This window comes from Streptomyces sp. NPDC002044 (assembly GCF_040296725.1).
Lineage (GTDB): Bacteria > Actinomycetota > Actinomycetes > Streptomycetales > Streptomycetaceae > Streptomyces > Streptomyces antarcticus.
The window spans coordinates 1-12418 of record NZ_JBEOXU010000167.1 but is presented as its reverse complement, the minus strand read 5'-3'; the positions used below and the strand labels follow the sequence as shown (position 1 = coordinate 12418).

Below are 12418 nucleotides of genomic sequence, written 5' to 3'. Positions count from 1 at the left end.
CCTGAGGAAAACCGTCCATCCGCCCCACCCCTTTACCTCGAAACCGGCTCACCCTGCGATGATCCGACCACCACTCGCATCCCACTCGCATCCCGATGGAACATCCGCACCGTTCCGGTGGAGCATGGCCGGAAAGACGGCCGAATTTATATTCGGCGGATTGGCTGTATTTCCACCCCCGTCCGGCATCCGGATTTCGGACTCCTCGCCGGATTGCCCGCGTCGGAAAACCCCTTTAGTGTTCTCGTGTGGCTTGCGGCGGGTGGTGATTCGATTATCCTTCCTCCTCGCCGTGCCGCGTGCGGAAAAGGCGGCGTGCCCCGTTCCACTGATCGCGAGGAGTATGAGTGAAGGCGCTCGTCCTGTCCGGCCACGGCAAGGGGCGGATGCGGTCGTGAGGATCCTGGTCACCGGCGGAGCCGGATTCGTGGGTTCGCACCTGGTCAGGAAGGTGCTCGGGCCGCAGCAGCCGCTCGGGTCCGAGGTGGGGGTGACGGTGCTCGACAGCCTCGCCGCCACGGGAAGCCTGGAGAACCTGCACGCCGTGCGGCACCACCCGGAGTTCCGCTTCGTGCACGGCGACATCACCGACGAGGCCGTGGTGGACCAGCTGATGCCCGAACACCAGGCGGTGGTCCACCTGGCGGCCGCGGCGTACGGGGCCGGGTCCGCGCGCGCGGCCGGCACCTTCGCACCTACCGAAGTCCTCGGCACGCAGACCCTGCTCGACGCCGCGCTCCGGCACGGCACCGGTGTCTTCGTCCACGTCTCGACGGCCGAGGTGTACGGCCCGGTGCCGGACGGGAGCGTGCCGGAGACCGCCCCCCTGCGGCCCTGCACGCCGTACGCGGCGGCCCGGGCGGCGAGCGACCTGCTGGCGCTGGCCTACCACCGGACGTACGGCATGGACGTCCGTGTCACCCGCTGCACGGAGAACTACGGCAGCCACCAGTTCCCGGAGATGCTGATCCCGCTGTTCGTCACGCACCTGCTCCAGGGCCGGCAACTGCCGCTGCGCGGCGACGGCTCGCGCGTCCGCGACCGGCTGCACGTCGACGACCACTGCCGGGCGCTGCTGGCCGTACTCGTCTCGGGCCGGCCCGGCGAGGTCTACAACGTGGGGGGCGGAGCCGAGCTCTGCGACCGGGACGTCACGGCCGCGGTGCTGGCCGCCTGCGGTGCCGGGTGGGACCACGTGGAGTGGCTCGTGGAACGGCCGGGCGACGCCCGGCGCAACAGCGTGGACTGGTCGAAGATCCGCGGGGAGCTGGGGTACGAGCCCGTCCACGGCTTCGCCGAGGGGCTGGCCGAGACGATCGCCTGGTACGGCCGCCGGCACCTGGTCGACCCCGACTTCGGCCGCGGCCTCAGCTGGCCGGAGTGAGGGACCGGCCGGGCGCGCCCACGACGGCGGTGAGCACGAGGCCCCGCCCGGTCAGCCAACGGCCCGTCCAGAGCCGTCCGTTGTCGGCTTCGGCTTCGGCTTCGGCCTCACCGCCGCCGGGTCCGGCCCCGGTGGCCGGCAGCCGGGACGTGAACACCCCGCGGCCCGGGCACAGCCGCACGTGCGCGTCCCTGAACCCCCACCGCGTTCCGTGCGATCCGTACAGGGGGAACCACGCCTTGTAGAGCGCCTCCTTCGCGCTGAACAGCACCCGGTCCCAGTGCACGTCGGGCCGGACGCGGGAGAGCTTCGCCAGGTGCCGGCGCTCCTCCTCCCCGGCCACCTCCGCGAGCACCCCGCGCGGCAGGGGCCCGTGCGGGGTGGCATCGATGCCGAGGGCGAGCACCTCCCGCCGCGGGGCGACGGCGGCGGCGCGGTATCCGGCGCAGTGGGTCATGCTGCCGACCACGCCCTCGGGCCACCGGGGCGCACCGCGCTCCCCGGGCAGCAACGGCCCCGGCGGGTGGCCCAGCGCCGACAGGGCCTGCCGGGCACAGTGCCGGACGGTGGCGAACTCCCGCTGCCGCGAGGCCACCGCCCTGCCGACGACCGCCCGTTCCTCGGGGAACAGCACGCTCTCCACGTCCCCGAAGACCTCGGCGGCCCGCACTCCGTCCGGGAGCAGGCCGCCGAGGAGCGGGCGGGGGGTCGCGGCGGTCACCCCGCGTGCTTCTGCGCGTACTCCAGGGTGGTGCGGCTGTTCCCGCCGAGCGCCGTGCGCAGGAACCGGCGGGCGTCCGCGAGGGTGGCGCCCGCACCGAGCTGGGCCTCGACCGCCTCCGGGTCGATGAGCACGGTGTGCTCGGCGGTCACGACCGCGCCGTCGGCGGTGCCGGTGAACTCCCAGCGCCCGCTGTGGCCGAGCAGCAGCCGTGGCGGGACCACCTGCTTGTACGCGATCAGCTCGCCGGGCACGCACACCCGCACCGACCGGGTGGTGTGGGCCGACCCGTCCGCCGTCAGCGTGTCCATCTCCAGGTCCTGCACCCCTGCGGAGTCCGTCCGCAGGGTGACCCGCCGTACGTGCGGGAGCAGGTCGGGCCACTGGTCCGCCCGGTGGATGAACGCGTAGGCCCGTTCCGCGGAGCAGGACAGCGTGGCCGTGTCGGTGAAGGAGAACAGCACGTCCTCCACGTCGGTGGCCAGCTCGGCCACGCGGGCCAGCGCGGCCAGTTCGACCGGGCTGTTGCGGTCCAGCGCGCCGTTGATCCAGTCGACCGTCGCGGGGTCGTCGCCGACCGCGGTGAACTCGTGCAGCAGTACGATCTCCGTCCCCCCGCCGGGCAGCGGCAGGAAGATCCACTCGCCGGACATCGAAGCGATCGGGGCGGCGCTCACCTCCTGGCGGAACCGGATCCGCAGGCCCGCGGGATCGAGTTCGCGCCGGGAGACCCAGGTCTTGACCTCGCCGTTGACCGAGGCCCACAGCCGGAAGCGCTCCGTGCGGTCGCCGAGTTCCAGGTGGTGGGCGTGGACGCTCGGCGCGAACAGGGCCGGCCACCGGCTCACGTCCGCGGCGAGGTCGTACAGCGCCCGGGCGGGCGCTGAGGAGACCAGGCTGTGCCGCGTGGCGCGCGCCATCAGGCGGCCGCCTTGTCCAGGCTGTTGACGAGGTCGATCATCCCCCGGGGGGTCTGCATCTCCTCGCTGCGCTCCTCCGGGATCTCGACGCGGAACTCGCGGCCGACGGCCGCCGTGGTCTCCAGCAACGCCAGCGAGTCGTATCCCAGGTCCTCGAACGTCACGTCGAGGATGTCGCCCGCCAGGTCGGAGTCGTCCTCGACGCCCACGCACTCGGCGAGGATGCGGCGCAGGTCGTCGAGCGTCATGGTGGTGCTCATCGTCGGTGTCCCTCTCAGTCGTTGTACGCGCGGACCACGACGGCCGCGTTGAAGCCCCACTTGCCCCGTGCGAGGACGAGGGCGGTGGATACCGGCACGTGGCGGGGTTCGCCGCGCACCAGGTCGATCCCGTAGTCGCGGGGGACCTCGACCGTGTCGGCGGTCGGCGGGACGACCCCGTCGCGGACGGTCAGCAGCGCCGCGACCACGTCCAGGGGACCGCCGCCGGAGAACAGCCGTCCGGTCAGCGTCTTGGGGGCCGTCACCGGCACCCCGCCCGGCCCGAACACGGCCCGGATCACGTCCGCCTCCTGACGGTCCAGCCCGGGGACCCCGGCCGCGTCGGCGAAGACCACGTCCACTTCGTGCGGCGCCACCCCGGCGTCCGCCAGGGCGAGTTCCACGGCCCGGCGCAGCCCCGGGGGGCGCGGCGAGCCGGGCGGCGGATCGAAGGTCGAGGCATGGCCCGCGATCTCGCCGTACACCTGCGGGGCACCGCGTCCGCGGGCGGCCTCGGCGTCCTCCAGTACGAGCATCACCCCGCCCTCGCCCGGAACGTGTCCCGACGCCTCGCGGTCGAACGGCCGGTACCCGTACGGGCTCACCCGGCCTCCCGCGAGCAGGGCCGTCCACCCCCAGGGGTCGAGGGCCGAGTCGGCGCCGCCGGTGACGACCATCGGGGTGCCGTCGACGATCGTCCTGCGGGCGTGCCCGATGGCGTCGAGACCGCCGGCCTGCTCGGCCACCAGAGCCTTGCTGGGCCCGCGCAGCCCGTGCCGGATGGACACCTGGCCGGTGTGCACGGCGTAGAACCAGGCGAAGGATTCGTAGACGCTCACGAACTCCGGTCCCTTCGACCAGAGTTTGGCGAACTCCCGGTGGGTGAACTCGAACCCGCCGAACGCGCTGGAGGTGACCACGCCCATGTCGTAGTCGACGAGTGCGGACGGGTCGACGCCGCCGTCCGTCAGTGCCCAGTCCGCCGCGGTCAGCGCGAACTGCGTGGACAGGTCGGTCTGCGGCACCAGCCGGGCGGGCAGGTGCCGCCGGGGGTCGAAGTCCGCCACCTGTCCGGCCAGCCGGGCCGGGTAGGAGGAGGCGTCGAAACGGGTGATCTCCCCGATCCCGCTGCGGGATCCCAGGGAGGCGGACCAGAACTCCTCGTGCCCCATCCCGTTGGGGGCGACCACGCCCAGTCCGGTCACCACGGTGGTGGTCATGCCGCCCCCTTCGGGCGCTCGAGGAGCATCGCGCTCTGGAATCCGCCGAACCCGCTGCCGACGCTGAGCACGGTGTCCACCCGGTGTTCCCGGGCGGTCAGCGGTACGTAGTCGAGGTCGCACTCGGGGTCGGCCTCGTGCAGGTTGGCGGTGGGCGGGACGACGTTGTGGGCGATGGCCAGCGCGCACGCGGCGATCTCGATGGAGCCGATCGCGCCCAGCGAGTGGCCCACCATCGACTTGATCGAGCTGATCGGCGTGCGGTAGGCGTGATCGCCGAGGGCCCGCTTGAAGGCCGCCGTCTCGTGCCGGTCGTTCTGCCGGGTGCCCGAGCCGTGCGCGTTCACGTAGTCCACCTGGTCGCCGTTGAGCCGGGCCCGGTCCAGCGCGACGCGGATGGCCTCGGCCATCTCCCGGCCGTCCGGCTTCAGACCCGTCATGTGGTGGGCGTTGCAGCGGGAGGCGTACCCGGTGACCTCGGCGTAGATGGACGCGCCCCGGGCGCGGGCCCCTTCGTAGGTCTCCAGGACGAACACGGCCGCGCCCTCGGCCAGGACGAAGCCGTTGCGCGTGGCGTCGAAGGGCCGCGAAGCGTGCTCCGGGTCGTCGTTGCGGGCGGTGGTCGCCTTGATGGCGTCGAAGGAGGACACCACGATCGGGGTGATCGGGCTGTCCGTCGCCCCGGCGATCATGACGTCGGCCGTACCGTCGGCGATCAGCTGCACGGCGTTGCCGACGGCGTCGAGTCCCGAGGTGCAGCCGTTGGAGACGAGGGCCACCGGGCCCTCGGCGCCCACCGTCCAGGCGACCTCGGCCGGCATCATCCCGGGAGTGAGGTAGTCGTACATGTGCGGTGACGCGTAGCCCGGGTCGACCTCCCACTGCCTCCCCGAGTCGGAGAGCACCAGGTACTCGCTCTCCAGGCTGGTGGCGGAGGCGACGGCGCTGCCGAGGCTGACCCCGACCCGGTGCGGGTCCAGGGCCGCCGGGTCGATTCCGCTGTCGGAGACGGCGTCACGCGCGCAGACGACGGCGAACTGCGTGGCCCGGTCCATCCTGCGGATCTCCCGCACGGTGAGCCCCTCGGACAGGGCGTCGAAATCACACTCGCCCGCTATCCGGGACCGGTAGGGGGACGGGTCGAAGAAGCTGATGGGGCGGGTGGCGGTACGGCCGGAGGTGAGCAGGCTCCAGAACTCCTTCGTGCCTGCTCCCCCCGGCGCACGTACGCCCATCCCGGTTATCACGACACGACGGGACATCGGAATCGGTCTCCTCCTCGAAGTGGTGGCGGGCGGCCGCCGGGCGCCGGCCGCCGGCCGGTGCGGTCCTGCCGCAACCGTCCGGCCGTCCTCACGGCGCTCGGGGCCGACACTCCCCGCGGCCTCTTTCTTAGGCCGCGGCAGCCGCAGGCGGCTCAAGGAGCACTTGAGGTCCGCTCCACAACTGGAGCCGCAGTGGAGGCGGAGTCCACCGGAATTCGAGCGGCCGGGCACATCCTCTGCGCCATGAAGGTCCTCTTCCTCACCGGCGGCAGCCCCGCGACGGTGTTCGCCCTGGCCCCCCTCGCCTCCGCCGCCCGGCTCGCCGGCCACGACGTCCTGCTCGCCTCGCCCGAAGACATGGCGCCGGTGGCCACCTCGGTCGGCCTGCCCGTGGTGGCGGTGACCGACGGGACGATGCGCCGCTTCATGCTCAGCGACCGCGACGGGCGCCCGCTCTCGATCCCCGACGACCCGCGCGAACGGCTCGACTTCAACGGAAGGGGCTTCGGCCGGCTGGCCGCCGCGACCCTCCCGGAACTCCGGACGCTCGTCGCCGACTGGGTACCGGACCTGGTGGTCGGCGGCTCGCTCTGTTACGCGGCCCCGTTCCTCGCCCACGAACTGGGCGTGCCCTGGGTGCGCCACACATGGGACCTCGGCGAGCCGCCGGAGATGGACCTGGGCGCCGCCGCGGAACTGCGGCCCGAGCTGGACTCCCTGGGACTGGACGGGCTGCCCGCGGCCGACCTGTGGGTCGACATCTGCCCGCCGGGCCTGCGCGGCTCCGGGGCCGGGCCGCGCCAGGGGATGCGCTTCGTCCCGTACAACCAGCGCCGCCCGCTGGAGTCCTGGGTGCTCCGGCGCCCGGAGCGGCCGCGGGTCTGCGTGACGGCGGGCAGCCGGGTCTCCGACGCGCAGGAGACGGCCGGCCTGCGGGAACTGGCCGCCGCGCTGGGCGCGCTCGGCGCGGACGTGGTGATCGCCGCCCCGGAGGCGGTCGCGGCCTCCCTGCGGGACGCCGACCGCGGGGTGCGCGCCGGGTGGTTCGCGCTGGACACGCTGCTGGCGACGTGCGACCTGATCGTGCACCACGGCGGCGGCCAGACCTCGCTGACGGCGCTCCACGCGGGCGTTCCCCAGCTGTTCGTCCCGACCATCCCGAAGATGGTCCCGCCGTGCTCGCGCGTCTCGGACTTCGGCGCGGCCCTCACCCTCACGGCGCCGCGGCAGACTCCGGCGGACATCGCCGGGGCCGCCGCCGTGCTGCTGTCCGACCCGTCGTACCGCGAACGGGCCCGGTCGGTGAGCGAGGAGATCGCCCGGCAGCCCCCGCCCGCCGAGGTGGTCGGCGTACTGGAGGAGCTGGTGGGGGCGTTCCGCGCCCGGTAGCGGTACGGGGACGGATCCCCGGCGCATCCCTCCGGGCCCGGGCCCGGGGCGCGTACCGCCCCGGCCCCGGGCCGGTCAGCGCGCGGCCGCTCCGGCCGCCCCGGCCAGGGCGGCCACGGTCCGCTCCAGGGCCTCGTCCAGCGGGGTCCGGCTCCGCCAGCCCGTGGCGGCCGTGAACGCGGACGGGTCGACCTCCAGGCTGCGGAAGTCCGATACGTCGGCATGCGCCGGCGGGGGCACCGACACGACGCGGACCGGATCGGTGCCGGTGTGGCGCGCGACGGCGCGCGCGACGGCCAGGAACAGCTCGCCCAGCGGGACCGCCCGGCCGGTGCCGAGCGGGTAGTGGCGGCCGGCGAGGACGTCGCAGTGCGCGAGCGCCGCGACGAAGGCCCGCGCGGCGTCCTGTACGCAGAGCACGTCCCGCCGGATGGTCCCGTCGTGCCACATGGTCAGCGGCTCCCCGGCCAGCGCCCGCCGGATCATGGTCGACACGACACCGCGGTCGTCCGCGGTCGCCGCGGGGGCGCCGAACAGCGGCGGCAGGCGCAGGCTCACCGCCCGCAGGCTCCCGGCCGCCGTGGCTTCCTTGAGCAGCCGCTCGGCCTCGTGCTTCTGCCGGTCGTAGACGCCCTCGGGCCGGTCCTCCTCGGTCCCGTCGATCCGGGCCGGGGCGCCGCGGCCCACCTGGGTGTTGCTGCCGGGGAACACCACCGCCGGGCACCGGCCGCCGGGGCGGGCGCCGAGCACGTCGACCAGCTCCCGGACCATGCCGACGTGGACGCGCTCGGCGGCCGTGTCGTCCTCGGAGATCCGCCAGCCCGACGCGCCCCGGATCAGCGCCGCGAGCGGCAGGACGGCATCGGCGCCCGCCACCGCCCGGGCCAGTTCCCCCGGCGCGGTCAGGTCCGCCCGCAGGACCTCGGTCCGGGCGGCGCCGCCCGCCGGGACGGCCGTCTCCCGCCGCGACACGGCCCGTACCCGTACGGGCAGGCCGGCCAGCGCCTCGACGACGGCGGAGCCGAGGAAACCCGAGGCGCCGAGCACGACGACGAGCGGCTCCGGGGGGCCGCCGGGCGCGGTGGCGAAGCCCGCCACCGGCCCGGTCACCGGCCCCGTCACGGGGTACCTCCCGCGGCCACCGCGTCGGCGTACCGCGGCAGCAGCCCGGCGGCCCGGGCCGCCTCCAGCGTGGGGGCGTCCCGGTCGCGGTCGGACAGGACCGGGGCGAGACCGGCCGGGAGGTCCAGGCCGAGCGCCGGGTCCAGGGGGTGCACGGCGCGCTCCTTGTCCGCCCGGTAGGCGGCGGACAGCAGGTAGACCATGACCGTCTCGTCCTCCAGCGCCACGAAGAGATGACCGACGCCGGGCGGCAGGTACAGCGCGGTGCCCGCCGCCGGGGAGAGTTCGACCGCCTCGGACCGGCCGTAGGTGGGCGAGCCCTCCCGTACGTCGATCACGTGGTCGAGGGCCCGGCCGCCCGCGCAGTACACGTACTTGGCCATCGAGCCGGGCAGTGCGGTGAAGTGCACGCCGCGGACCACCCCGCGGCGGGAGCGGCTGCTGCTGACCTGCGCCACCGGGAACAGCGGCCGTCCCAGCGCGGCGGCGAACGCCTCCTCCTGGTGCGGGGAGGCGAAGCTGCCGCGGTCGTCGTGGAAGACGTCGGGGGTGAACTCGTACGCCCCGGCGACGGCCAGCTCCCGCACCTTCACGCCGCGTCCTCCTGACGGGTCGCGACGAAGAGACCGGGGCCGAACAGCTCGTGCGTGACGTACTCGGGGACCAGGCCGGCCCGGCGGAAGGCGTCCTCGTACTGGGCGCGTTCGAACAGGCTCATCAGGTGGACGTCGGTGAAGTGCTCGACGCCCGCCTCCGGGGAGGCGACGGTGTAGTGCACCTCCATGCGGCTGGACGCGCCGGCGCGGACGGTGTGGGAGACCCGGGCGATGGTCCGGCCCTCCCGCTCGACCACGTCGGCGCCCACCCAGCCGGGGCGGAACCGTTCCGGGAACCACCAGGGCTCCACGACGAGCACGCCGCCCGGGGCCAGGTGGTCCGCGAGGTTGCGGACGGCCCGGTCCAGGCCGTGGGTGTCCGGGAGGTAGCCGATCGAACTGAACATGCAGGTCACGGCCGAGAAGGTGCGGCCGAGCCGGAAGTCGCGCATGTCTCCCTGGAGCCAGGGGAGGTCCGGGTTGGTGCGGGCGGCGACGTCGAGCATCTCCTGCGAGAGGTCGACCCCGGCGGCCTCGCGGAAGGCACCCGCCAGTGCGTTCAGGTGCGCGCCCGTGCCGCAGGCGACGTCGAGCAGGGAATCGGAGTCGGCGGTGCGGGCCCGGATCAACTCCCGTACGTACGCGGCCTCGGCCGGATAGTCCTTGCCGCGGCCGCGGTAGAAGTCGTGGTACACGTCGGCACGTCGGTAGATCGCGGTGTCCGCGCTGAGGGACATGGGAACGCTCCGCCTTTCGTCGCGGTGGCTACTGGTGGGTGTCGAGGGACGTCAGTACGTCGCGCAGTGCGGCGATCACCCCGTCCTGTACGTCCGTGCCGAGGGACGGGTACATCGGGAGCGAGAAGATCTGCCCGGCGAGCCGCTCGGTCACGGGCAGGGAGCCCACCGGGACGCCGAGGTGGGCGAAGCCCCGCATGGTGTGGACCGGCCACGGATAGCTGATGTTGAGCGCGATGTCGTGGCGTTCCCTCAGGGCGCGGATGACGTCGTCCCGGCGGGGGTGGCGCACGACGTACACGTAGTAGACGTGCTCGTTGCCGGGGGTCACCTCGGGCAGCTCCAGCCCGCCGGGGCCGCAGAGGTCGCCGAGCCCCTCGGCGTAGCGCCGCGCGACGGCCCGGCGGTCCGCGATGTACGTGTCCAGACGGGTCAGTTTGCGGCGCAGGATCTCGGCCTGCACCTCGTCGAGCCGGCTGTTGTGACCGGGGGTCCGCTCGACGTGGTAGACCTCCTCCATGCCGTAGTAGCGCAGCCGGCGCAGGTTCTCGTCCGCCTCGGCGCGGCCGGTGAGCACGGCGCCGCCGTCGCCGTACGCGCCGAGGACCTTGGTGGGGTAGAAGGAGAACGCCGCGGCGTCGCCCGTCGTCCCGGCGAGACGCCCGTCGCGGCGGGCGCCGTGAGCCTGCGCGCAGTCCTCCACGAGGACCAGGCCGTACTGGTCGGCGAGGCGCCGCAGCGGGTCCATGTCCACGCACTGGCCGTACAGGTGGACGGGCACGATCGCTTTGGTGCGGGGGGTGATCGCGGCCTCGACGAGGTCCACGTCCATCAGGTAATCGTCGGCGCGCACGTCGACGAAGACCGGGGTGGCACCGGTCCCGTCGATGGCCACGACCGTGGGTGCGGCCGTGTTCGAGACGGTGATCACCTCGTCGCCGCGGCCGACTCCGAACGCCTCCAGGGCCAGCTTCACGGCGTTGGTGCCGTTGTCGACGCCGACGCAGTGCGCGAGGCCGTGGTAGGCGGCGAACTCCTCCTCGAAACCGCGGACGCTGTCGCCGAGGACCAGCCGGCCGCTGGCGAAGACCGTCTCGACGGCGTCGAGGATGTCCTTCCGCTCGGTCTCGTACTCGGGGAGGTAGTCCCAGACATGGGTGGTCACGCGTCGTCCTCCTTGTAGAACCCGAGGAAGGTCAGAAGGCTCCTCGCCTCGACGTTCAGGTGGTTTCCGTAGCGCACGAACTCGGTGAGCTGGCGCAGGGTGATCCAGGTGTAGTTCTCGGGGACTTCGAGCGGGAAGTCCTCCTCCACCTCGATCAGCAGGTAGCGGTTCTGTGCGTGGTGGAAGCGGCCGCCCTCCTCGGAGTGGACGCTGTCGAAGCGGATCCGCTCCGGCGGCGCCTCCAGGACGGCGCTCAGGAAGAGGGGCGCGTGGTCCTGCGTCAGCCCGCTGTAGTTGTCGGGCTGGCACTGGACCGTGGGCGCCATCTCCACCCCGTCGAACGCCCCGGTCTCGATGCGTGCCTGCACCAGCAGGTGCAGCACACCGCGTACGCGCCGGACGAGGAAGGCGATGACTCCCCGGCTGCGCGGCTCGAACATCGGCTGCTGCCAGTGGGCGACTTCCCGGCTGCTCGTCTCCACGCCCACACCGATGACGGAGAAGTGCTGGTCACGGTCGTGGACGAGCTCCCCGTCCCGGTGCGACCAGCCGTCGATCTTCGAGAGGGGGACGACTTCCCGGGCCAGCGTGCAGCGGCCCTTCGCCTCGGTGAACCAGCTGAGCAGTTCGACCGTCGCGTGGAGCGAGTCCTCGTCCTCCCAGGAACGGGCCAGCGCACCGCGGAAGGTGTCCCCGGCCGGGTCCCCGGCGAGCGCGTCACGGCCGACGAGCAGCCGGCCGGACGCCGCCCCGGCGAGCACCGTGCGGGTGTCCATGTTGACGAGGTTGGGCGTGGCCAGCAGGGTGGCGACCTGATCGAAGCTCAGCCAGCAGAAGTCCTCGAGGAGCGGGACGTCGGCATCGGCCGCGACCTGCACGATCATGTTGCGGTTGCGCTTGGCCAGGAACCACGAGGCCTGTTCCGACTGGAAGACGTCGGAGAGCACCCGGCCGGAGCGCGGTGAGACGAAGTGCTCCAGGTAGGGGACGGCCTTGCCGCCGTGCACCCCGGTGAAGTTGCTCCGCGTCGCCTGCACGGTCGGGGAGAGCTGGAAGCCGTTGACGTTGCCCGGCTCCATCTTCACCTGGAGCAGGCAGTGCGGTACGCCGTCGAACTCCTTGACCAGGATGCCGAGGACGCCGCGTTCCGGCTGGAGGATGATCGGCTGCTGCCACGCCTCCACGGCGCGGCCCGACCTCGTCACGTCGAGACCTTCCACGGAGAAGAACCGGCCCGTGCGGTGCACGAGGTTGCCGGTCGTCGGGTCGGTGAACCAGCCGTCGAGGTCGTCGAGCGCGACCCTCCAGGTCCGGTACGGCTGTGCGCGGCACCGGTCCGCGTACCAGGCATGAAATTCGGCTATATCGGAGAACATTCCGCCTCCCACTGTGCTGGAATTTCGCTGCCGTGGCCTCCGATAATTATCAGATTTCCGAGGAAAGCAGCCATTACGGAGAATCGCATGGCGTTGATCCTGCCAGACGGGCAGCGTCTCGTTAAGACCCGATCGCGGCTTGCGAATTCCTTGTGAGTGACGTGTGACCGGGATGCGAGTGGGATGCGAGTGGTGGTCGGATCATCGCAGGGTGAGCCGGTTTCGAGGTAAAGGGGTGGGGCGGATGGACGGTTTTCCTCAGG

13 protein-coding genes are annotated in these 12418 nt (G+C 72.9%); 3 read left to right on the top strand and 10 right to left on the bottom strand.

The window, feature by feature from the left end; translation table 11 throughout:
• On the top strand, positions 1-351 hold a 351-nt coding region (locus ABT106_RS27820; RefSeq protein WP_351282632.1), incomplete at its 5' end, for a hypothetical protein.
• Between the two features lie 43 nt (positions 352-394).
• The gene (locus ABT106_RS27815; RefSeq protein WP_351282629.1) at positions 395-1384 is read left to right on the top strand and encodes a dTDP-glucose 4,6-dehydratase; all 990 of its coding nucleotides are present in this window, start codon (positions 395-397) and stop codon (positions 1382-1384) included.
• Here ABT106_RS27815 and ABT106_RS27810 read toward each other — a convergent pair.
• From ABT106_RS27810 to ABT106_RS27790, 5 genes are read right to left on the bottom strand one after another with little or no spacing between them, the layout of a single operon-like run.
• The gene (locus ABT106_RS27810) at positions 1368-2105 is read right to left on the bottom strand and encodes a 4'-phosphopantetheinyl transferase family protein (protein WP_351282627.1); all 738 of its coding nucleotides are present in this window, start codon (positions 2103-2105) and stop codon (positions 1368-1370) included. The genes ABT106_RS27815 and ABT106_RS27810 overlap by 17 nt on opposite strands.
• Positions 2102-3025, bottom strand: coding sequence for an aromatase/cyclase (locus ABT106_RS27805; RefSeq protein ID WP_351282624.1), 924 nt, complete (start codon positions 3023-3025; stop codon positions 2102-2104). Before ABT106_RS27805 ends, ABT106_RS27810 begins: the two co-directional genes overlap by 4 nt.
• Positions 3025-3285 (bottom strand): acyl carrier protein, encoded by a 261-nt coding sequence (locus ABT106_RS27800; protein ID WP_351282621.1) that lies wholly within the window; start codon positions 3283-3285, stop codon positions 3025-3027. Before ABT106_RS27800 ends, ABT106_RS27805 begins: the two co-directional genes overlap by 1 nt.
• A 14-nt stretch (positions 3286-3299) precedes the next feature.
• Positions 3300-4505: a ketosynthase chain-length factor gene (locus ABT106_RS27795; RefSeq protein WP_351282619.1), complete on the bottom strand. Its 1206-nt coding sequence runs from the start codon at positions 4503-4505 to the stop codon at positions 3300-3302.
• Positions 4502-5767 (bottom strand): beta-ketoacyl-[acyl-carrier-protein] synthase family protein, encoded by a 1266-nt coding sequence (locus tag ABT106_RS27790; protein ID WP_351282617.1) that lies wholly within the window; start codon positions 5765-5767, stop codon positions 4502-4504. Before ABT106_RS27790 ends, ABT106_RS27795 begins: the two co-directional genes overlap by 4 nt.
• A 246-nt stretch (positions 5768-6013) precedes the next feature.
• On the opposite strand from ABT106_RS27790, the gene ABT106_RS27785 reads away from it, so the two are divergent.
• A complete protein-coding gene (locus tag ABT106_RS27785) occupies positions 6014-7159 on the top strand; it encodes a nucleotide disphospho-sugar-binding domain-containing protein (protein WP_351282614.1) in 1146 nt (381 codons plus the stop codon).
• Between the two features lie 75 nt (positions 7160-7234).
• On the opposite strand, the gene ABT106_RS27780 is transcribed toward ABT106_RS27785, so the two are convergent.
• From ABT106_RS27780 to ABT106_RS27760, 5 genes are read right to left on the bottom strand one after another with little or no spacing between them, the layout of a single operon-like run.
• The gene (locus ABT106_RS27780) at positions 7235-8281 is read right to left on the bottom strand and encodes an NAD-dependent epimerase/dehydratase family protein (RefSeq protein ID WP_351282612.1); all 1047 of its coding nucleotides are present in this window, start codon (positions 8279-8281) and stop codon (positions 7235-7237) included.
• Positions 8278-8874, bottom strand: a complete 597-nt coding sequence (locus ABT106_RS27775) for a dTDP-4-dehydrorhamnose 3,5-epimerase family protein (RefSeq protein WP_351282610.1) — start codon at positions 8872-8874, stop codon at positions 8278-8280. The genes ABT106_RS27780 and ABT106_RS27775 overlap by 4 nt, the downstream gene beginning before the upstream one ends.
• Complete coding sequence (locus tag ABT106_RS27770) at positions 8871-9614, bottom strand: class I SAM-dependent methyltransferase (RefSeq protein WP_351282608.1); 744 nt, start codon at positions 9612-9614, stop codon at positions 8871-8873. Before ABT106_RS27770 ends, ABT106_RS27775 begins: the two co-directional genes overlap by 4 nt.
• Positions 9615-9642: 28 nt before the next feature.
• A complete protein-coding gene (locus tag ABT106_RS27765; RefSeq protein ID WP_351282606.1) occupies positions 9643-10779 on the bottom strand; it encodes a DegT/DnrJ/EryC1/StrS family aminotransferase in 1137 nt (378 codons plus the stop codon).
• Positions 10776-12155 (bottom strand): NDP-hexose 2,3-dehydratase family protein, encoded by a 1380-nt coding sequence (locus ABT106_RS27760; RefSeq protein ID WP_351282604.1) that lies wholly within the window; start codon positions 12153-12155, stop codon positions 10776-10778. The genes ABT106_RS27765 and ABT106_RS27760 overlap by 4 nt, the downstream gene beginning before the upstream one ends.
• Positions 12156-12418: the final 263 nt, after the last annotated feature.